Genomic DNA, 20,347 nt, shown 5'->3' on the forward strand with positions numbered 1-20,347 from the left:
GGCACCCCACCTACCAGGCGATCGACGGGCTGGGCCGCGCGATCCGCGGACACGTCGCGGCCGGCTGACTGCGACCGTGGTCGGATGGCGGCGGCTCCGATCTCGTCTACGGTGGTGTGCGCCATGCCTTCTCCGCACCGCTCCGCCGCCGGCCGGCTGCTCCTCGACACCCACCCCGCCGGCCTCCTGCTCCGCGACGCCCGGCTCGCCATCGGGTTGGCCGCGGCCGGGATCGCCGTCTACCCGCGCCTGCCCAACGCGGCGCTCGTCGTGGCGATGTGCGCCCCGCTGGTGCTGCGCCGGGCCTACCCGTGGGCGGCGCTGGCCGCGGTGACCGTCGCGGCCGTGGTCCACGTCGTGGTGCTGGCCGATTCGACGCTGTCGGTCGTGGCGGTGCCGGTCGTGGTGCACAGCCTGGCCCGCTGGTCGAGGATCGGGGCGGCCCGGGCCGCGCTGGCGGTGGCGCTGATCGGAGCGGTGGTCGGGCCGGCCCGGTGGCTGACCGGCCGTCCGGAATCGCCGACCCTGCGGGACTGGGTGACCTCGATCGCCGGCAGCGGCGCCGTCGTCGTGGCCGCGTACGTCGCCGGCCGGCGGGCCCGCGAGCGGGAGGAGCTTCGGGAGCGGCGGGACCGGGAACGCGCCGAACGGCAGCGGTTGGCGCTGGCCGAGCACGAACGTGCCGTCCAGGCGGCGGCGGCCGAGGAACGCACCGCGGTGGCCCGGGAGGTCCACGACATCGTCGCGCACTCGCTGTCGGTCATCGCGGTCCAGGCCGAGGGCGGCCGGGCGCTGACGGCGCGGTCCCCGCAGCGTGCCCCGGAGATCCTGGAGACCATCGCCGAGACGGCCCGGGAGGCCCTCGGCGACCTGCGGGAGCTGGTCGCGATGCTGCGCGGCGACGGACCGGCGGCGACCGGCCGGCCGGAGGCCAGTTACCGACCGGCGCCCGGGATCGGCGACATCGACGAGCTGGTGTCCCGGCTCGACGGCCGGGTCCGGCTGCGGGTCGTCGGCAACCGGCGGCAGGTCGGCCCGGTGGCCGGGATGACGGTGTACCGCGTGGTCCAGGAGAGTCTGACCAACGTGCTGCGGCATGCCGGGCCCGACGCCGCGGTCGACGTACGGCTCGACATCGGCGAGCGGGCGATCGACCTCGTCGTCCGCGACGACGGGTACGGCGCGGCGTCGGCCGCCGACGGCCGGGGCACGGGCCTGGCGGCGATGCGGGAGCGGGTCCAGATGCACGACGGCACTCTGACCGCCGGCCCTCGCGCCGGCGGCGGCTTCGAAGTGCACGCGGTCCTGCCGGCGCACCGTGCGACGGGATCGGCGGGCGGATGACGCTCGGCCTGTTCCTCGTCGACGACCAGCGGCTCGTCCGCGCCGGGCTGCGGATGATGATCGAGACGCAGGACGACCTGACCGTGGTGGGTGAGGCCGGTGACGGCCGGGAAGCCGTCACGAAGCTGCAAGACGTCGACGCCGACGTGGTGCTGATGGACGTCCGGATGCCGGTCATGGACGGCGTCGAGGCGACCAGGCGGTTGACCCGGCTCGGCCATCCGGCGCGAGTGCTCATCCTGACCACGTTCGATCTGGACGAGTACGTGTTCGCGGCGCTGCGCGCCGGCGCGGCCGGGTTCCTGCTCAAGGACGCCCGCCAGGAGGAGCTGCTGGCGGCGGTCCGCGGCGTCGCCGCCGGCGGCTCGGTCGTCGCGCCGTCCGCGACCCGGCGGCTGATCGCTCACTTCGTCGACCGGTTGCCGGGCGGGCCGGCCGCCCCCGACGAACGCCTCGGGCTGATCACACCCCGGGAGGTCGAGGTGCTCGACGCGATCGCGTCCGGCGCCACCAACGCCGAGATCGCGGCCCGGCTGCACATGGCCGAGGGCACGGTGAAGACCCACATCGGCAACCTGCTGTCGAAGCTGCAGTGCCGCGACCGGGTCGCCCTGGTGCTCTTCGCGTTCGAGACCGGCGTGGCCACACTGGACCGCCGGTGATCCCCGGCCACGTCATCCCACGACCCCGGTCCTACGACCACGGTCGCAGACGCCGTGCCGAGGTCCGGACCGTGGGCCGATCTGTTGCCCGCCCGCTGCTCCATACGTTGGGACGCGACGAAATCAGCAGCGACAGACGGGGTCTTCATGACCGCACACAGCTCCGCCGTGGACCGCCGGGAGCCGCAGGACACGACATCCGCGGCCGCCGCACGGAACCTCACCAAGACCTACGGCACCGGCGACACGGCCGTACCGGCGCTGCGCGGCGTCACGGCCGCCTTCGGGCGCGGGACGTTCACCGCCGTCATGGGCCCGTCCGGCTCCGGCAAGTCCACGTTCATGCACTGCCTGGCCGGGCTGGACCGGCCCACCGGCGGCCAGGCGTACATCGGCGGCCAGGACATCTCCGCGCTCGACGACCGGCAGCTGACCCGGGTCCGGCGAGACCGGATCGGGTTCGTGTTCCAGTCGTTCAACCTGCTCCCGACGTTGACGGCGGTGCAGAACATCCTGCTGCCGCTGGAGCTCGCGGGCCGTCCGGCGGACCCCGCCCGGCTCGCAGCGGTCGTGGACTCGCTGGGTCTCGGCGACCGTCTGCACCACCGTCCCGCCGAGCTGTCCGGTGGGCAGCAGCAGCGGGTCGCGATCGCGCGTGCCCTGGTGACCGGACCGGAGGTGGTCTTCGCCGACGAGCCGACCGGCGCCCTCGACTCCCACACCGCGGCGACCTTGCTGGGCTTCCTGCGCCGCTCCTGCCGTGAGCTGGGCCAGACGATCGTGATGGTGACCCACGACCCGATCGCCGCGTCGTACGCCGACCGGGCGCTGCTGCTCAGCGACGGGCGGATCGTGGACGAGCTGAACGGCCCCACCGCGGACGCGGTCCTGGGCGCGATGCGGAGGCTCGCCGCATGACCACCGGCCGTCAGACCCGCTTCCCCATGGCCCGCACAGCGCTCACCGAGTTGCGCCACAACCCGCGCCGCGTGATCGCCGTCGTCGTCGCGATCATGATCAGCGTCGGTTACCTCACCGCCTCCGTGACCGTCCTCGCCGGTGAGACGGCGGCGTTCGAGCGGAGCGTCATCGCCCGGACCGCCGAGACGGACGTCGTGGTCACCGTCGGCACCGGCGACCCGGCCGCGCACGCCCGCCTGGTCGCCCGGATCACGGAGGTGGCCGGGGTCGCCTCGGCCGACCTCAGCTTCCTCTCCCGCGGGCGGGTGACCGGCTCCTCCGAGTACGTGCAGCAGCAGTCGGTGCCGGCCAACCCGGGGCTGCGCTGGACCGACCTGACCGAGGGGCGCTGGCCCGGGACGCCCGACGAGATCGTCCTCACCACTCTCACCGCGCGGCAGCTCAACCTGGGCGTCGGCGACCGGATCACGATCAACGACAGCAACTCCTCGGCGACGCTGACCGTCACCGGCCTCACCCACGAGGGCAACCAGCTGCTGTCCGGACTGGCGCAGTTCTCCTTCGTCGCACCGTCGTTCTACTCCGCCGCGGACTCGATCCACACGTCGCTGCAGACCGAGATCCTCGTCATCGGCGACGGCACGGTCCCGCAGGACCGGCTCGCCGAAGACGTCGAGGCGGTGGCCGGAGGCAACCGGGTGGAGACGTCCTCCGGATTCGCCCAGCGCAAGATGTCCGAGAAGACCCAGGGCGTGTTCATCTTCCAGCTCCTGCTGCTGGTGTTCGGCGCGGTCGCCCTGCTGGTCGGGAGCATCATGATCGTGAACACGTTCCTGATCCTGGTCGCACAGCGGCGCCGGCAGATCGGGCTGCTACGGGCGGTCGGCGCCCAGCGCGGCCAGATCCAGCGCGGGCTGCTCGTCGAGGCGGCCGCGATCGGCGCCATCGGGTCGCTGCTCGGCGTCGGGCTCGGCGTGGCGCTCTCGGCCGTGGTCGCGGTCGTGCTGGGCGGGCCGCTCACCGTACCGGCCGGGCAGGTGACCGCCGTCGCCCTCGTCGGGGTCGCGATCGCGGTGCTGTCAGTGCTGGTGCCGGCGCGACGGGCCGCCGTGATCGCACCGCTGGAGGCGCTCCGCACCGTCGCCGGCGACGCGACCGGGCGCCGGACGTCACTCGTCCGCCGTACCGGCTCCCTCGCCATGGTCGTCCTCGGGCTGGCCGCGATCGGCCTCGGCTTCGCCGACACCGCCTTCGCGCTGCTGTACTCCGTCGCGGGGTCGTTCGTGTGCGCCGTCGGGCTGCTCTCCGCCGTCGGCTTGTACCTGCCCGCGCTGCTGCGCGGCCTGGGCTCGACCCTGCGTCGCACCGGGCCGACCGCGCGGCTGGCCACCGACAACACGTTGCGCAATCCCGGCCGGGCGGCCGCGACCGGTGCCGCGCTGATGCTCGCCGTCGGGCTGGTCGTCGCCCTCCAGGTCGGCGCGGCGAGCATGAAGGCGACGGCCGACGGCAATCTCGACGCCCGCTTCCCGGTCGACGTCACCGTGTCGATGTTCGACGGGCCGCTGCCGGCCCGCGCCGCCGACGACATCGCCGCGGTCGCCGGGATCGCCGACGTCACGGGGGTACGGTCGGCGCGGGTCACCTTCGAGGGCGGCGGGAAACCGAAGCGCGTCCGGGCGCTGGGCCCCGACGCCGACGCGATGGCCCTGGTGTCGGCCCCGCACCCGCCGATCACCGCCGGAGTCATCCTCGCCGACCCGTACCTGCTCTCCGACGCCGGCATCCGGGCCGGCAGCCCGGTCACCGTCACCGGCCGGTCCGGGTCGGTCACCCTACCGGTCGAGGCCGACCACCTCGCACCCGCCGACGCGCTGATCGTCGCACCCCGCGTGCTCTCGACCCTCGACGGCGACGCCCCGGTCGGCACGGCGTGGGCGAAAGCCCGGCCGGGGGCCGACATCACCGAGCTGCGATCGCAGCTGCGTACCGTCGTCGAACCCCTCACCGGCGCGGAGGTCGGCGGCGGGCTGTCGGCGAAGTACGTCTACCACACGGCCCTGGACCGGCTGCTGGCGCTGACCACCATGCTGCTCGCGGTGGCGGTCCTGATCGCGCTCGTCGGCGTCGGCAACACCCTCGGTCTGTCGGTGCTCGAACGGACCCGCGAGTCCGCGCTACTGCGTGCCCTCGGACTGCAACGCCGGCAGCTGCGCTGGATGCTCGCCATCGAGGCGGCCCTGCTCAGTCTCGTCGGCGCCGCCGTCGGCATCGCCGCCGGCACGTTCTTCGGCTGGGTCGGCGCCCACGCGGTCAGCGGCCAGCTGAACCTCGAGAACATCCAGTTCGCCATGTCGGTGCCGCAGACACTCGGGGTCACCGTCGTGGCCGCCGTCGCCGGCGTCCTCGCTTCGGTCCTGCCCGGCCGGCGGGCGGCCCGGGCGACGCCGGTGGACGCTCTCGCCGAGACGTGACCGGGCGGGCCTCGACCGTGGCGAACCGCTCGCGACCGGCGCCCCTCTCGCCGAACGTGTCCCCGGCCGGCTTGACCTGGAGTGCGCTCCAGCAGACAAGGTGTTGCCATGCACAACGCCATGCCAACGCGCGCCATCGGAAACCTCCAGGTCGGGGTCATCGGGCTCGGGGCCATGCCCATGTCGGTGGCCGGTCACATGCCCGACGAGGCGCAGTCGATCCGTACCCTCCTCGCGGCCCTGGACGCCGGTGTCACCCTGTTCGACACCGCCGACGCCTACACGCCCTCCCACGAGGACGTCGGCCACAACGAACGCCTGGTGGCCCGGGCCCTGTCCATGTGGGGCGGGGACGCCGGCGCCGTGCTCGTCGCGACCAAGGGCGGCCACACCCGCACCCCCGGGGGCTGGGACGTCGACGGCAGCCCGTCGTACCTCAAGGAGGCGTGCGACCGCTCGCTGAAGGCCCTCGGTGTGGACAGCATCGGGCTCTACCAGCACCACCGTCCCGACCCGAAGGTCCCGTACGCCGAGACGATCGGCGCGCTGAAGGAGCTGCACGACGCCGGCAAGATCCAGCGGGCCGGCATCTCGAACGCCAATCCGGAGCAGATCAGGCTCGCCCACGACATCCTGGGCGACCGCCTGGTCAGCGTACAGAACGAGTACTCGCCGCGGTTCCGCTCCAGCGAGCCCGAGATCGACGTCTGCGCCGAGCTCGGGCTGGCCTTCCTGCCGTGGTCCCCGCTCGGCGGCATCGGCCGCACCGGGGAGCTGCGCGAGCGCAACGCCGCCTTCACCGAGATCGCCGCCGCGCACGGCGTCTCCCCGCAGCAGGTCTGCCTGGCCTGGGAGCTGGCCCGCAGCCCGGTGGTCATCCCGATCCCCGGCGCCAGCCGCCCCGAGACCATCCTCGACTCCGTCGCCGCCGCCACGCTGGAGCTCAGCGAGGAGGAGCTCGCCCGCCTCGGCTAGTCCCTTGATCGCCTCTCGCGGCGTCTCAGGGGGCCGATGGGACTAGCATCGGGATCCCTATGGTGGAGGAACCGGGGCGCCGGGAACGCAAGAAGCAGCGCACGCGGGAAGCGCTCATCGCCGAGGCGTTGAGGCTGTTCGAGCGGCAGGGATACGACAGGACCACGGTCGCCGAGATCGCCGCGGCGGCCGACGTGTCCACCCGTACCTTCTTCCTGCACTTCCCCACGAAGGAGGACGTGCTGCTGGCCAACACCGAGGTCCGGATGGACCTCGGGCTGGCCGCCGTCGCCGGGCGGCGCCCCGGCGAGCAGCCCGCCGCGGTCCTGGCGCGGGCGATCGAGGAGATGATCGCCCGCACCTGGGAGGCCGACCTGGCCGGCGGGCCCGCGCGGCTGCGGGCCGACGTGCTGGCCTCCTCGCCCGCGGCGCAGGGCCGGCTGCTGCAGCGCTTCCTGGCCGCGCACGCCGAGCTGACCGACGCGCTGCTACGGGCCTGCCCCGAGGAGCTCGACCGGGTGGGCGCGGCCGCCCTGGTCGGCGGCATGTGCGGCGCGGTCGGCGGCGCCGCCCTCACCAGCCTGCGCCAGGGAGACTCTCCCGAGCAGGTCCGCGACGCCATGCGGCGCGCGATCGACCCCTATCGCTGAACGGTTCGCGAGCCCCGGCACGCGCGGCGGGATCGCCGCGGGCCGGGGTGCAACCTTTCGCCCGCCGGATGGCGTTGGGAACGGGCGAGAGGAGAACACATTGGACCGTCACGACGGCTTCCGCGAGTTCGTGCTGGCCCGCCAGCAAGCTCTGATGCGGACCGCGTACCTGCTCACGGGCGACGCCCATCTCGCCGAGGACCTGCTGCAGAGTGTGCTGATCAAGGTCGTCGGGCAGTGGGGCAAGCTGTCCAGGGGCGGCAGTCCCGAGGCCTACACCCGCAAGGCGCTGGTCAACCAGTACATCTCGTGGCGCCGCCGGCCGAGGTTCGAGCTGCCGAGCGCCGAGGTGCCGGAGCGCGGGGTCTCCTCGGACGAGTCCGCGCTCGACCGGATCGTGCTGCGCCAGGCGCTGGCCAGGCTCGGCCCCAGGCAGCGGGCCGTGATCGTGCTGCGCTTCTGGGAGGACCTCACCGAGGCGCAGACAGCCGAGGTGCTCGGCTGCTCGGTCGGCAACGTCAAGAGCCAGACCCACCACGCGCTGGCCCGCCTGCGCACGATCGCTCCCGAGCTGATCCACCTGCTGTCCGACCCCCAGCTCGAAGAGGTGACGCGATGACGAGGTTGCGTGAGGCGCTGGGCGACCTCGCCACCGAGGCTCCCCTGGTGCACCTGGCCGATGTGGCCATCGCCGGTCACCGGCGCCGGAGGCGGGCCACGGTGGCGCTGGCCTCCGTCGCGACGGTCGCGGTGCTCTGCGCGGCGAGCGCGGCCGTGGCGCTGCCGTGGCGGTGGGCGGCGGACCGGGCCACGCCGCAGCAGGACGCCGCCACGCTGCCCGACCTGCCCGGGGGCGGGGTCGGAGCGCTCGACCACGCGTACCAGACGCCGTGCCGCGTGGACCGCGAGGCGCGGACGATCGACTGCGACGACGTGGAGTGGCGGGTGGTCACGGCCGCCGGCCGGACGTACCGCGTGCCGCAGGCGCTCGCCCGCACCGGGCAGGAGACCGTGCCGGTCGCGATCAGCCGGGACGGGCGCCTGCTCGCCTACTACAGCCGCGACGCCCAGGCGCACGTGGTGCGCGACCTGGTGACCGGGGCCGAGGTGACCTCGCCCGTCAGGGTGCCGGAGGAGCGGATCAGTACGAGCTCCATGCTCGCGGTCTCCGACGACGGCCGTCATCTGCTCTTCGACCCCCGGGAGGGGAGCAAGGAGCCGGCGCTGCTGATCGACACGCGTACCGGTGGGACGATGCCGGTGGACGGCAGGTACGAGGTGGTCGGCATCAAGGGCGGCGTGGTCCAGCTGGTCCGGTACATCAAGACGGACCTGTGGCTCATGCCCATCACGGGGGGCGGCAAGCCGGTGCGCTTCGACGGCGTGTTCATCAATTTCAGCGAGGTCGCGCCGGACGGCCGGACGGTGGCCGCGTTCGACACGAAGGACCGCGGCAAGCCGAGGCTCACCCTGCTCGACGCCCGGACCGGGCGGACCCTGCGGAAGGTGGCCGTCCACGGCATGCCCGCGGACCAGGGGCCCGTCGACAGCTCCGTGTGGCGGAGCGGGTCGGAGGTGTCGGTCGAGTACCTGGGCCGGAAGGGACGCAGCCGCTACGGGGTGGACGTCACGACCGGGAAGGCCCGGCTGCTGGCCCGCTACGGCACCAGGATCACCCGCCTGACCCTGCCGGGAGCGGTGTCGCAGCCCGGCGACTAGGCCGTGTTCCGCAAGGCGTCGAGCCGGTTCAGGCGACCGATCGGATTCACTCGCCGGCCGCCCGCGCCCTGGTCAGCCGGGCGCGCACCTGCTGCAGTCGCGGCAGCAGCCCGTAGACGACGATCGGCACCACCAGGGTGGCGACGATCGGCGGCCGCAGGTACGGCGGGACCGCCTCCAGCAGGCCGCCGAGCGCGAACTGCACGACGGTGAGGGTGGGCAGGACGGCGATCCAGACCATCAGTGCCTGGTGGTGACGGGACATGAGCTGTCTCCTTCCAGCGGGCCGGGGTGTGTACGTCCCAGCCTGCCGCCACGCGTCCCATAAGTCCAAGATATGATCCTTAGGCACCACGATAAGGAGGGCTTATGGAGCTTCGCCAGCTGCGGTACACGCTGGCCGTGGCGGAAGAGGGCAGCTTCACCCGTGCGGCGGCCCGCGTCCACGTCGCCCAGCCCGCCATCAGTCAGCAGATCGCCCAGCTCGAACGCGAACTCGGCGAGAAGCTCTTCGACCGGACCGAGCGGCAGGTCCGGCTGACCGCTGCCGGGCAGGCCTTCCTGCCCCACGCCCGTGCCGCCCTCCAGGCGGCCGCCACCGGCCGGGACGCGGTCACCGCGCTGCGGGGCGTGCTGGCGGGGCACCTGACCATGGGCACCGTCCCGGCGCCGCCGGCGACGCTGCTCGACCGGCTCGGCCACTTCCAGCGCCGCCACCCCCGAGTACGCCTCACCGTACGCACCGGCGACCCGGAGCAACTCGTCCAGCAGGTGGTCGCCGGTGACCTCGACACCGCCCTCATCGGCACCGCGGGCCCTCGCCTGCCCGCCGGCCCCACCGGGCAGCGACTGCCTGCGACACTGGCCGCCCGCGAGTTCGGCCATGAGCCGCTCGTGATCGCCGTCGCCGCCGGGCACCCGCTCGCCGCCGGCGCCGACGCCGCTCTCGCCGACCTGCACGAGCAGCCGCTCGTCACGCTCACTCCCGGTACCGGGCTGCGTGCCGCGCTGGAGCATGCCTGCGCCGAAGCGGGCCTGGCCCCCGACGTACGCGCCGAGACCGACGACCTGGCCCTGCTGGCCGAACTGGTCGAGCACGGGTTCGGCATCGCCCTCATGCCGCGCTCGGCCGCCCGGCGCCTGGGCCCGCGGCTGGTCACCCTCCCCTTGCGCCAGCCCGCCCTGGGCCGCCCTCTGACGCTGATCTGGCGCCGCGACCACATCACCGCGCAGGCCCGGGCGTTCCTCGAAACGGATTTTCCGGCCGGGTACCGCCACGATGGCGGGTCCTGACGTTACCCGGAGCGGCTCTCCTTGGCTCAGGTCCAGGCCGACCAGTTCGGCAGCTGGACGGTGGCGGCGGCCGTCGGCGCCGCCCTGTCCGGCCGCCGGGGAGCGCTTAAGCCCACAAGAAGGGGATCGTAAGCGTGGCCCGGCACCTTGGAGTCATCGAAACCGAGCACGGAAGGCAGAACGATGACCCAGACCGCCGAATACGAGATCACTCGCCTCTTCGACGCCCCCCGCGAGCTGGTCTGGGCTACTTGGACCGAGCCCGAGCGCTTCTCGCGGTGGTTCGGGCCCCGGATGCCGGCCACTCCGGTGGACCGGATCACTCTGGACACCCGGCCCGGCGGGATCTGGCATGTCGCGCTGGTGGGAGACGAGGGATTCGAGGTGACGCTCGGCGGGACGTACCGGGAGGTGGAGGGCCCTGGGCGGCTCGTCTTCACCACCGGCGACCCCGACGATCCCGGCGAGGGGCCGGCGTCCGTGGTGACGATCGACTTCACGGCGGTGGACGGCGGCGACCGGACGGAGATGCGCTTCCACCAGTACGGCGTCAACACCGACCAGGAGCACGCCGAGCAGGCCAAGGCGGGCTGGATCGAGTTCTTCGACCGCCTGGCCGAGCAGGTGGACTAGAGATCACCTCATCAGCTCGTACGCCTCGTCGAGTTTGTGAGTGGCACCCTGCTCGTAGGCCGCCTTGAACGTCTCCTCCCCGAGCGCGGCGCGCACCACGGCCGCGACGCGCTCGATCTCGCTCAGCTCCGACGGGCTCCCGGGAGTCTGGTTGCGTTCCCTGGCCGCGGCCGCCAGCCCCAGCAGCCTGGCGGCCTGCTCGGTCGGACCCGAGGCGTGGGCCGCGGCCTCCACGGCCCACGCCGCCGTCCTGGGGTCGCCGATCTTCCTGGCGGCGGCCAGCGCCTCCCTGTGCAGGTCCATGGCCGCGGCCGGATCGCCGCGCAGCTCGGTGAGGTGGCCCAGCTCGATGAGTGTGGTCGGCAGGTGCAGGTCCGGCTCGATGTCCGGGTCGCGCGGCACCCCTTCGAGCAGGTGGCGCAGGTGCCTCTCGGCCAGGTCCAGCCGCCCGGCCCGGCGCGCGGAGAAGGCGAGGCCCATTTCGGCCATGGTCTCACCCTCCTTGTATCCCTGCCCGATGGCCAGCTTCATGGCGCGTTCGCAGAACTCGATGGCACGGTCGTAGTCGGTGGTCTGCATGGCCATCCAGCCCAGCCAGGCGATGCGCTTGGCGACCTCCGGCCACAACCCCAGGTCCTCGGCCATGCGCAGTCCCTCGCCGAACAGCCGGTTGGCTCGCTCGGAGTCGCCCGCCATCTCGGCCAGCCCGCCGAGCCACTCCGTGGCGCGCAGCAGGCCCCAGCGGTCGCCCAGCTCGGTGAACAGCCGCGCGCTCTCCTCGCCGTCGCGCTCCAGCGCCACGACGTCCCGCCGCGTGAACGCGTCCCTGGCCCGCCTGCTGAGCACGACGGCGATGCCCCACCGGTCCCCGACGGCCCTGAATGTCGCCAGCGCCCTGCGCGCCAGGTCCTGCCCGGCCGCCATGTCCCTGATGTGCAGGGCGACGAACAGCTGGGCCCGGGCCCTCTCACCCGGGTCCTCGATTGCTTCGACCGCCGCCTCCCACTCGACGTCCTCGCCCAGCATGAGCGCGAACCCCGCCTCCCAGGCCGCCGCCCTGGCCCGGCCGGGAGCGGCCTCCCCCTTGATGGCGAGCGCGGTCGCCAGGGACCGCCTGCCCTCGGCCAGCCTGCCGCGCAGGACCCAGTACCAGGCCAGCGCGTTCACCAGCCGCGCCGCGCTCTCGCCGTCCCGGTGGGCGACGGCCGTGTCCAGTGCCGCCCGCATGTTCGCGGCCTCGGCGTCCAGGCGCAGCAGCCAGTCGCGCTGCTCGTGCCCGTACAGTCCCGGTTCCGCCTGTACGGCCAGGGCCAGGTAGTGGCGCAGGTGCGCGAGGCGTACCCGGTCGAGCTCGCCGGCGTCGGACAACCTGGCCACGCAGTACGCCGACACCGATTCGAGCAGCCGGTACCTGACTCCGGCCGGGGCGTCCGCGACGACCACGAGCGAGCGGTCGACCAGGCGTACGAGCAGGTCGAGCACATCGAGACCGGCTTGCGCGCAGACGGATTCCGCGGCCTCCAGCGTGCACCCGTCGGCGTGCACGGCCAGGCGGCGCAGCACCACGCGCTCGTCCTCGGACAGCAGGTCCCAGCTCCAGTCGATCACCGCGGTCAGCGTCTGCTGGCGGGCCGGGGCGCCGCGCTGGCCGGAGGCCAGCAGCCGGAACCTGTCGTCCAGCCGGGCCACCACGCCCCGCACGCCGAGCGCCCGCACCCGCGTGGCGGCCAGCTCCAGCGCCAGCGGGATGCCGTCGAGCCGCCTGCACAACTGCGCGACGCTTGCCGCGTTGCCCGCGTCGAGCGCGAAGCCGCGGGTGGAGGCGGCGGCCCGGATCACGAACAACCTGACAGCGTCGGACCTGGCCATGGTCGCCAGGTCGGCGGCGGTGGGGACGTCGAGCGGCGGCACGCTCCACAACACCTCGCCGGCCACGGCCAGCGGCTCCCTGCTCGTGGCCAGGATGCGCAGGTCAGGGCAGGCCCGCAGGAGCAATTCGGTCAGCTCGGCGACCTGGTCGACCACGTGCTCGCAGTTGTCCAGCACCAGCAGCATCCGCCGGGGCCTGAGGGCGGCGGCCAGCTGACGCGCCGGCGCCCTGTCGGCCTCGTCCCCGGCGCCCGTGGCCTTGGGAGCGGCGTCCTCACGGATGTCCAGGGCCGCCATGACGGCCTCGGCCGGGAAGCGTAATCCCTGGTCCAGCGCGACCAGCCAGGCCCCGTCCGGGAAGCCGTCCACCAGCCGGTTCGCCGCCTCCAGCGCCAGCCGGGTCTTGCCGACCCCGCCGGTGCCGGTGAGCGTCACCAGCCGCTCCTCCCCGACCAGCGCGCACACCTCCGCCACGGCCTCGTCCCGGCCGATCAGCTTGCTGACGGAGGCGGGCAGGTTCGTCACGGGCCGCTCGGCGGGCACGCTCAGCGCCGGGTCCTGCCCGAGGATCGCCTGGTGCAGCGCGACCAGCTCGGGGCCGGGGGCCAGCCCGAGCTCCTTGGCCAGCCGGTCGCGCAGCTCGCCGTACCCCGCCAGGGCCTCGCTCTGGCGTCCGGCGCGGTAGAGGGCCCGCATGTGCACGGCACGCAGCCGCTCCCTGAGCGGATGCCGGGCCACCAGGTCGCCCAGCTCGCCCACCAGCAGCCCGTGCTCGCCCAGCTCCAGCCGCGCCTCGGCGTGCTGCTCCAGCGCCGACAACCGCTGCTCCTCCAGCCGGAGGATCGCCGACCTGGTGTACTCCTGGTCCGCGAAGTCCGCGTACGCCGAGCCCCGCCACAACGCCAGCGCATCGGCCAGGAGCCCCGCCTTGGTCCTGTGGCTGTCGGCGGCCTCGGCCCGCGCCAGCAGCGCGGTGAAGCGGGTGGCGTCGACGGCCCCGTCGTCGGGGCGCAGCAGGTAGCCGGGCGCGCGGGAGACGACCAGGTTCTTCCCGCCGGGTTCGGCGTCCTCCAGTGCCTTGCGCAGTTGTGAGACGCGCGCCTGGAGCGTGCCCACCGGATTGCCCGGCGGCTCGTTCCCCCACAGGTCGTCGACCAGCTGGTCCACGGACACCGGACGGCCCACGTGGACGAGCAGGTCCACGAGGACGGCCCGGACCTTGAGACCGGGGACGGTGACGGCGTCCCCCGCGTCGGTCCACACGGCCAGCGGCCCCAAGACTCCAAAACGCATGCTCGTCACCTTATGTGCGGCCGTAAACGCACGAAAAGAACATTTAACGCCCCCTCCAGCACTGCGGGAGGCGACTGCGTCGATCGACCGGCTCCCCGCTCCGCAGCCGCCCGCACCCTGCCGGCACCGAGATCAGGGCGACCGGCAGGACGGCCTTCCCCAGGGGTGATGCCATCACCCGGCCGTACCGCTCCCGGTGATCTTTCCGCCGGATTCCGGCACGGCCTGGCGGGCCAGCTTGACCGCCGAGACCAGCAGGATGGCGGCCAGGCCCGGGATGAGGACCGCGTCCGGCAGCACGCCCAGCAGCAGGCCGCCCAGCAGCGCCCCCGCGACGGAACCGGCCGCCATGATCGCGGTGAAGCGCAGGTTGGCGCCCAGGACGGCGAAGCTGCTGTCGCGGCTGTAGCGGGCGAAGGCCACCAGCATCGTGGGCAGCGACACCAGCAGCGACAGGCTGCCCGCGACCTTGATCTCCACGGCGTACAGCAGCACGATCGTCGGGATCAGCAGCTCCCCGCCGGCCACGCCCATGATGGCGGCCACCACGCCGATGCCGAACCCGGCCGCGATCCCCGCCACCGCCCGCACCGGGCCGGGCAGCGCCATCGCGCCCAGGACGGTGACGTGGGTGAGGACCAGGGCCGCGGCCATGAGCACCAGCAGCCCGGCCAGCACCCGGTACAGGGTGGCGGTCCGCATCCGCACCGCCCAGGACGCGCCCGCCCACGCCCCCAGCAGGCTCCCGGCCAGCAGGTTCACCGCGACCGTCCAGTGCGCCCCCAGCTCGGCGAGCGGGACGGCCGCCAGCCGGGCGGGCAGCGCGGCGACCACCACGACCAGGCTCATCGCCTTGTTCACGATGACCGCCGCCAGCGCGGCGAACCCGAACAGGCCGATGAGCAGCGGCAGCCGGAACTCCGCGCCGCCCAGGCCGATCATGCCGCCCAGCGTGCCCACGGCCGCCCCCGCGGCGAACACCACCGGCGACGAGCGGAGCCCGCCCGGCTCTCCGCCGGATGCTCCCATCTCGCCTCCCGGGGGCATGACGTGCGCCGTCGACCCGTCAGGTGGCCCGGCCGCGCAGGAGCTCGGTCACGGTCGTGGCGCGCATCAGGTACGGGTCCAGCAGCTCGGCCCGCGCCCTCGGCATGCCGCCGGCCAGGGCGGCGTCGGTGAGCGCGGCCCTGAGCCACCGCACGTCCACGGCCTGCCCGTCGGCCCGCCGGAGCAGCGGCTCCCCGGGGGTCCGGGCCGACGACAGGGCGCGCAGCAGCGGGCGGACCGGCTCCGGCACCGGGAAGGCGACGAGGTCGCCCCGGCCGTCGTGCACGGTCACGATGGCGGGCTCGCCGGCGTTCACCGCCCGCAGGTCCTGCAGGGTCAGGCCGGCCAGGGCGTCGGCGGTGGCGCCGGTGGCCTCCAGCAGCGCCACGGCAGCCGCCTCGGCGGGTCGGCCGTCGGCGGCCAGCCGGGCGATGCCCCGGCGCAGCTGCCGCCGGTCCTCCCGGGTCAGCGTCCGGGACTCGCCGGGCACGGAGTCATGGCGGACGGCGCCGCTGCGCCAGACGTGGGTGTAGAAGGACGACAGCACAGCGCGTTTCCTGGCCACGGTGGCCGGGGCGAGGGGCCTGCCGGGGGTGCGTACGCCGACGGTGAGGGTGCCGGCGAGCGCGCCGGCGCAGTAGGCGTCGAGGTGGGCCCCGGTGACGGCGAGGGGGTCGAGGTCCGGCTCCACGGCGTGCAGCCAGCGCAGGAACGCGGCCAGGACCTGCAGGCGGGTCTGGCGGGTGGCCGGTGACGGCCCGTCCAGCAGCCAGGCGGCGACCGTGCGGCGGGTCCGCGGGGCCAGGGCCTCCACGAGGCCGACGTCGGCGGCGGGCACGTCTCCGCCGTCACCGGGACGGTGGCGCGGCCGCAACCCGCCGATCGCCCCGACCCCGGCCGTCTCGGAACCGGCCGCCCCGGAACCGCCGACCTCAAGACCGCCCGCCTCAAGACCGCCCGCGTCGAGACCGCCGATCCCCGGACCGCCCGTCCCCGCTCGGCCCATCTCCGCTGGGCCCGCCTGAGCCGGTCCCGCCGCCTGAGCCGGTCCCGCCGCCGCCTCGCCCGGTCCCGCTGCCGCCTCTGCCGGGCGGGCCACAGCCGGGGCCGGGGCCGGGGCCGCTGTGGCCGGAGTCGCCGCAACCGGGCGCGGGTCGCGGCCCGGGCCTCCGGGTCCGCCTAAGAACGCGGCCCGCAGGCTCCCGGCCGGTCCGGACGCGTCGTCGATTCGGGGCATGCTCAGCACTCGACCGTACCCACCCTCACAGCGGCAACAGAGGCGTCGGTGGCCGTCGCGCGGGCGTGAGCGCCCGGGCGGCTGGAGCCAGGCAGTCCAATCATGATCTCGATCTTCTCACGGAGCGGCCCCCAGGAACGGCAGCACGCGCGGCAGCACCTCGGCCGTCCGCCGCGGGGCCCCGCCGTGGTCGGCGTCGGGGACCGGGAAGAACCCTGCGCCGTGGGCCCGCGCGTAGTCCCGCATCGGGTCGTGCCACGGATCGGCCGTGCCCGTGTACATCAGCGTCGGCACCCCGGAGGCCGCCAGCTCGCCGCCCAGGCCGGGCTCGCGCGAGAACATGTCGTAGTTGGCTCGGTGCGCGGCCGGGTCGCCGGCCTCGATCACGGCAACCTGGTACGGGTGTTCCAGCGCACCACCCTTGACGATCTCGTACACGTCGAAGTCGCCCGGCAGCCCAGCGCGGCCAGCACGCCCGGCACCCGCGACCGGAAACCGTCCGGGTCGAAGCCGCCGGCCACCAGCCGGGTCAGCCGCTCGGGCGCGTGCGCGGCCACCGCGTAGCCGGTCATGGCGCCCAGCGAGTACCCCCAGAAGGCGGCGCGTCGCTCGCCCCCAGCCCGAGCGGGTCGATGGCGATCACCGTGTGGGAGGCGGCCAGGACCTCGGTGTAGCCGAGGTGCGCCCAGTGCCCGCCGTCCTCGAACATCCCGGGCTGCAGCACGACGGGCGGGCCGTCGCCGGAGAAGAAGGAGGCACTTCCTTGTCGCGACGGAACACCGCGGTAACGGACCAGGTCGACGAATGCCCGCTCCCCCAGGTGCTGGCGTTGATCGGCGACAAGTGGTGCATCCAGATCCTGGTCGAGCTGGGCCTGGGGCCGCGCCGGTTCAGCCGGCTCGAGCGGGCGATCGAGGGCATCGGCCGCCGCATGCTGACGCTCAACCTGCGCAACCTCGAACGCAACGGCCTGATCACCCGGACCGTCCGCCCCGACTCGCCGCCGAGCGTCGAATATGCCGTCACGCCGCTGGCCGAGGACATCCGCGAGCCCCTGGAGGCACTGGCGCAGTGGGCCCGCCGCGCCATCCCGTCGCTGGTCGCGGCGAGGCGGGACTACGACAGCCGCAACTGACGGCTCAGGAGCGCTCCGGCTCGTAGTGCAGCGCGGTGATCCCGCACTCGAAGGCGCGGGCGGCGACGAGGCGGAGGCGCTGGTTGGTGTCGAGCTTGGGGAAGACCGGCATCCCGGCGCCGATCGCGGTCGGGTTGACGAACAGGTGCAGCTCGTCGAGCAGGCCCTTGGCGATCAGGTTCGAGACGAAGGTGCCGCCGCCGTAGGCGATCAGGTCGCCGCCGGGCTGGGCCTTGAGCCGGTTCACGATCTCGGTCAGGTCGCCGCCCGCGACGGTGGCGTTCGCCCAGGGCGACTCGGTGAGGGTGTTGGAGACCACGACCTTGGGCGTGTTGTTCATCCAGTCGATGGACTCCTTGGTCTCGTGCTCGGGCTCGGAGGCCCAGGCCGGGATGAAGCCCTCGGCGAGCTTGCGGCCGAGCACGATGCAGTCGACCGGCTCGGTGAGCGCGTCGATGTAGGTGTTGATGTCGTCGCTCCACGGCATCTTCATCCAGTCCATCTCGCCGTTCGGGCCGGCCATGTAGCCGTCGACGGTGGTCTGGACCTGGAGCTTGAACGTACGCATGGGGTTCGTCCTTCCGGTGCTTCAGTGGTGGTGCCCTGATGTGCCCTCAGCTTCGCGGAGATCGCTTACGGATTGTTTACGGCATCCTTCCGGTCAGACATACATCGAACTTTGATATAAATGCGGCGTGACGCCTTCGCCGGACCGCCCTGTGGTGGACCTCGACGGGCTGACCACCGTGATCGAGGACTTCAACGCCTACTTCATCCGGCTGCCCTCGGTCCGGCGGTTCAGCTTCTCGGCTCTGTCCGTGCTGCACACGCTCGACCGCAGGGGCCCGCTGCGCCTGACCGATCTGACGGCGACCGAGCAGCTCAAGCAGCCCGCGCTCACGAGCCTGGTGGCCAACCTCGTGCGGGACGGGCTGGTGTCACGCCGCCCCGATCCCCGCGACGGGCGCGCCGTCCTGCTGGACCTCACCCCGGAGGGCAGGGACGTCGTCCGCTCCCGTCACGCGGACCGGGTGGCCAGGCTGTCCCGCCTGGTGGACCACCTGAGCGACGAGGAGCGCGTGGCACTGGCCGGCTCGGCGCGCGTCCTGGCCCGCCTGACCGAGATCGCCGCCCGCCTCGAAGGCTGACGCGCCCCGAAGATCAGGAGGAGACTTTCCATGCCGACCCGACCGTTCCCCCTCCGTCCGGTGCCGCTGCACGTGCCGGACGAGGTGCTCGACGACCTGCGCCACAGGCTGGCCAGGACCAAGTGGCCGCTGGACGCGGGCAACGACGACGGCTACTACGGGGTGCGCGCCGGCTACCTGCGGGAGCTGGTGGCGTACTGGGCGGACGGGTTCGACTGGCGGGCGGCCGAACGGGCGATCAACGCCTACGAGCACTACCGCGTGGACGTCGGGGGCGTGCCGGTGCACTTCATGCGCAGGCCCGGCGTCGGCCCGGACCCGGTGCCGCTGATCCTCAGCCACGGCTGGCCGTGGACCTTCTGGCACTGGTCGAAGGTCGTCGACCCGCTCGCCGACCCGGCCGCCCACGGCGGCGACCCGGCGGAGGCGTTCGACGTGATCGTGCCGTCGCTGCCGGGGTTCGGGTTCTCGACCCCGCTGCCGCACCACCCGGACATGAACTTCTGGAAGATCGCCGAGGTCTGGCACGAGCTGATGACCGGCGTGCTCGGACACGACCGGTACGCCGCCGCGGGCTGCGACGTCGGCGCGCTGGTCACCGGCCAGCTCGGCCACAAGTACGCCGGCGAGCTGCATGGCATCCACATCGGCTCGGCGCAGAAGCTCACCATGTTCAACGGCGACCGCGCCTGGGACCTCAGCGGCGGGATGCCCATCCCGGAGGGCCTGCCCGCCGACGTGCGCGCCCGGATCCTGGAGCTGGACCGGCGCTTCGCGGCGCACCTGGCGGCGCACGTGCTGGCCCCCTCCACGCTGGGCTACGGGCTGGCCGACTCCCCCACCGGCATGCTGGCCTGGATCCTGGAGCGCTGGGCCCGCTGGTCCGACAACGGCGGGGACCTGGAGAGCGTGTTCACCAAGGACGACCTGCTCACCCACGCGACGATCTTCTGGGCCGGCGACGCGATCGACACCTCGATCCGCACCTACGCCAACAACAACCGCTACCCGTGGACGCCGTCGCACGACCGCCGGCCGGTGGTCGAGGCGCCGACGGGCATCACGTTCGTCGGTTACGAGAACCCGCCGGGCGTGACGACCGGCGAGCAGCGGGTGCGCGGCTTCCTCGACGGCGACCGGGCCGCCTGGTACAACCACGTCAACATCGCCGTGCACGACCGGGGCGGGCACTTCATCCCGTGGGAGATCCCCGGCGAGTGGGTCGGGGACCTGCGCCGCACCTTCCGCGGCCGCCGCTGACCGAGCGGCGCATCGCCGGGGCCGGCATGCTCCGCGACCTACCCGGGCTCCGGACCGATCAAGGCGTGCAGGTGCACGTCGTGCCAGCCGTCGGAGTGCAGGTAGGCGCTGCGCCTGGTGCCCTCGAGGGCGAACGCGGCCTTCTCCGCCACCCGGCAGGAGGCCGCGTTGCGGACGGAGTGGTTGAGGAACAGGCGGTGCAGCCCGATGCCGAAGGCCCAGGCGCTCAGCGTGCGGACGCCGGCCGGCGCCGCGCCCCGCCCGCGCGCCGCGGCCCGCATCCAGTACGCCACCTCGGCCTCCCCCTGCTCCAGGTCGATGGTGCGCAGCGCGACCCGGCCGAGCACCTCGCCCTCGTCCGTGACCACCGCCCAGTTCGCGCTGGTCTCCTCGCTCCAGCCGCGGGTGTAGTCGTCGATGAGGTCGCCGGCCTCGGCGACGGACTCCACGGAGCGGCCGTGCCAGTACCGGGTGGCCGGGTCGCTGAACGCGTCGACGATCATGGGGGCGTCCGCCGCGGCCCAGGGCCTCAGCAGCAGGTTCCGCTCCGACGTGAGGACGGGCTGCGGCGCCTTGCCGAACGACCCGCGCGCGACGACCGGCGGCAGGAGCTGGGGCATACGGGTTCCTCCGGGTTCGCATGGGGAGACGGGCCGCTACGATGAACGACCTCGATCATGCCTTACA

22 protein-coding genes are annotated in these 20,347 nt (G+C 73.6%); 13 read left to right on the forward strand and 9 right to left on the reverse strand.

The window, feature by feature from the left end:
• Positions 1–123: 123 nt before the first annotated feature.
• The 8 genes from ACBJ59_RS00560 (at position 124) to ACBJ59_RS00595 (ending at position 8,745) form a co-directional block, all read left to right on the forward strand.
• The gene (locus tag ACBJ59_RS00560) at positions 124–1,344 is read left to right on the forward strand and encodes a sensor histidine kinase (RefSeq protein ID WP_375108183.1); all 1,221 of its coding nucleotides are present in this window, start codon (positions 124–126) and stop codon (positions 1,342–1,344) included.
• Positions 1,341–2,006 (forward strand): response regulator, encoded by a 666-nt coding sequence (locus tag ACBJ59_RS00565; protein WP_375108184.1) that lies wholly within the window; start codon positions 1,341–1,343, stop codon positions 2,004–2,006. Before ACBJ59_RS00560 ends, ACBJ59_RS00565 begins: the two co-directional genes overlap by 4 nt.
• A 147-nt stretch (positions 2,007–2,153) precedes the next feature.
• Positions 2,154–2,924, forward strand: a complete 771-nt coding sequence (locus ACBJ59_RS00570; protein ID WP_375108185.1) for an ABC transporter ATP-binding protein — start codon at positions 2,154–2,156, stop codon at positions 2,922–2,924.
• Positions 2,921–5,401, forward strand: a complete 2,481-nt coding sequence (locus ACBJ59_RS00575; protein WP_375108186.1) for an ABC transporter permease — start codon at positions 2,921–2,923, stop codon at positions 5,399–5,401. Before ACBJ59_RS00570 ends, ACBJ59_RS00575 begins: the two co-directional genes overlap by 4 nt.
• 108 nt (positions 5,402–5,509) lie before the next feature.
• Complete coding sequence (locus ACBJ59_RS00580; protein ID WP_375108187.1) at positions 5,510–6,376, forward strand: aldo/keto reductase; 867 nt, start codon at positions 5,510–5,512, stop codon at positions 6,374–6,376.
• Between the two features lie 59 nt (positions 6,377–6,435).
• Positions 6,436–7,026: a TetR/AcrR family transcriptional regulator gene (locus tag ACBJ59_RS00585; protein WP_375108188.1), complete on the forward strand. Its 591-nt coding sequence runs from the start codon at positions 6,436–6,438 to the stop codon at positions 7,024–7,026.
• Positions 7,027–7,126: 100 nt separating this feature from the next.
• Positions 7,127–7,645, forward strand: coding sequence for a SigE family RNA polymerase sigma factor (locus ACBJ59_RS00590; protein WP_375108189.1), 519 nt, complete (start codon positions 7,127–7,129; stop codon positions 7,643–7,645).
• Positions 7,642–8,745 (forward strand): hypothetical protein, encoded by a 1,104-nt coding sequence (locus ACBJ59_RS00595; protein WP_375108190.1) that lies wholly within the window; start codon positions 7,642–7,644, stop codon positions 8,743–8,745. The genes ACBJ59_RS00590 and ACBJ59_RS00595 overlap by 4 nt, the downstream gene beginning before the upstream one ends.
• A 46-nt stretch (positions 8,746–8,791) precedes the next feature.
• On the opposite strand, the gene ACBJ59_RS00600 is transcribed toward ACBJ59_RS00595, so the two are convergent.
• On the reverse strand, positions 8,792–9,010 hold the full coding sequence (locus ACBJ59_RS00600) for a hypothetical protein (RefSeq protein WP_375108191.1): 219 nt from the start codon (positions 9,008–9,010) through the stop codon (positions 8,792–8,794).
• Between the two features lie 104 nt (positions 9,011–9,114).
• Here ACBJ59_RS00600 and ACBJ59_RS00605 point away from each other — a divergent pair, with 104 nt between their 5' ends.
• Both ACBJ59_RS00605 and ACBJ59_RS00610 read left to right on the forward strand, forming a co-directional pair.
• A complete protein-coding gene (locus ACBJ59_RS00605) occupies positions 9,115–10,038 on the forward strand; it encodes a LysR family transcriptional regulator (protein WP_375108192.1) in 924 nt (307 codons plus the stop codon).
• Positions 10,039–10,221: 183 nt separating this feature from the next.
• Entirely contained in the window at positions 10,222–10,671 is a 450-nt protein-coding gene (locus ACBJ59_RS00610) for an SRPBCC domain-containing protein (RefSeq protein WP_375108193.1), read from the forward strand.
• A gap of 3 nt (positions 10,672–10,674) precedes the next feature.
• On the opposite strand, the gene ACBJ59_RS00615 is transcribed toward ACBJ59_RS00610, so the two are convergent.
• The 6 genes from ACBJ59_RS00615 to ACBJ59_RS00640 form a co-directional block, all read right to left on the reverse strand.
• A complete protein-coding gene (locus ACBJ59_RS00615) occupies positions 10,675–13,833 on the reverse strand; it encodes a BTAD domain-containing putative transcriptional regulator (protein ID WP_375108194.1) in 3,159 nt (1,052 codons plus the stop codon).
• Between the two features lie 174 nt (positions 13,834–14,007).
• Entirely contained in the window at positions 14,008–14,862 is an 855-nt protein-coding gene (locus ACBJ59_RS00620) for a sulfite exporter TauE/SafE family protein (protein ID WP_375108195.1), read from the reverse strand.
• Between the two features lie 37 nt (positions 14,863–14,899).
• Positions 14,900–15,886 carry a hypothetical protein gene (locus ACBJ59_RS00625; protein WP_375108196.1) on the reverse strand — a complete coding sequence of 329 codons (987 nt, stop codon included), beginning with the start codon at positions 15,884–15,886 and terminating at the stop codon, positions 14,900–14,902.
• 348 nt (positions 15,887–16,234) lie between these two features.
• A complete protein-coding gene (locus tag ACBJ59_RS00630; RefSeq protein ID WP_375108197.1) occupies positions 16,235–16,504 on the reverse strand; it encodes a hypothetical protein in 270 nt (89 codons plus the stop codon).
• Positions 16,501–16,689, reverse strand: coding sequence for a hypothetical protein (locus ACBJ59_RS00635; protein WP_375108198.1), 189 nt, complete (start codon positions 16,687–16,689; stop codon positions 16,501–16,503). The genes ACBJ59_RS00630 and ACBJ59_RS00635 overlap by 4 nt, the downstream gene beginning before the upstream one ends.
• A complete protein-coding gene (locus tag ACBJ59_RS00640; protein WP_375108199.1) occupies positions 16,686–16,841 on the reverse strand; it encodes a hypothetical protein in 156 nt (51 codons plus the stop codon). The genes ACBJ59_RS00635 and ACBJ59_RS00640 overlap by 4 nt, the downstream gene beginning before the upstream one ends.
• Positions 16,842–16,880: 39 nt before the next feature.
• Here ACBJ59_RS00640 and ACBJ59_RS00645 point away from each other — a divergent pair, with 39 nt between their 5' ends.
• Entirely contained in the window at positions 16,881–17,252 is a 372-nt protein-coding gene (locus ACBJ59_RS00645; protein WP_375108200.1) for a winged helix-turn-helix transcriptional regulator, read from the forward strand.
• A gap of 4 nt (positions 17,253–17,256) precedes the next feature.
• On the opposite strand, the gene ACBJ59_RS00650 is transcribed toward ACBJ59_RS00645, so the two are convergent.
• A complete protein-coding gene (locus ACBJ59_RS00650) occupies positions 17,257–17,820 on the reverse strand; it encodes a dihydrofolate reductase family protein (protein ID WP_375108201.1) in 564 nt (187 codons plus the stop codon).
• Between the two features lie 127 nt (positions 17,821–17,947).
• On the opposite strand from ACBJ59_RS00650, the gene ACBJ59_RS00655 reads away from it, so the two are divergent.
• Together ACBJ59_RS00655 and ACBJ59_RS00660 are read left to right on the forward strand one after the other, a co-directional pair.
• On the forward strand, positions 17,948–18,400 hold the full coding sequence (locus ACBJ59_RS00655) for a MarR family winged helix-turn-helix transcriptional regulator (RefSeq protein ID WP_375108202.1): 453 nt from the start codon (positions 17,948–17,950) through the stop codon (positions 18,398–18,400).
• A 30-nt stretch (positions 18,401–18,430) separates the two neighbouring features.
• Complete coding sequence (locus tag ACBJ59_RS00660) at positions 18,431–19,660, forward strand: epoxide hydrolase family protein (protein ID WP_375108203.1); 1,230 nt, start codon at positions 18,431–18,433, stop codon at positions 19,658–19,660.
• A gap of 38 nt (positions 19,661–19,698) precedes the next feature.
• Here ACBJ59_RS00660 and ACBJ59_RS00665 read toward each other — a convergent pair whose 3' ends face one another.
• Positions 19,699–20,280: a GNAT family N-acetyltransferase gene (locus ACBJ59_RS00665; RefSeq protein ID WP_375108204.1), complete on the reverse strand. Its 582-nt coding sequence runs from the start codon at positions 20,278–20,280 to the stop codon at positions 19,699–19,701.
• Between the last annotated feature and the right edge of the window lie 67 nt (positions 20,281–20,347).

The sequence above is a fragment of the Nonomuraea sp. MTCD27 genome, assembly GCF_041950495.1.
Taxonomy (GTDB): domain Bacteria; phylum Actinomycetota; class Actinomycetes; order Streptosporangiales; family Streptosporangiaceae; genus Nonomuraea.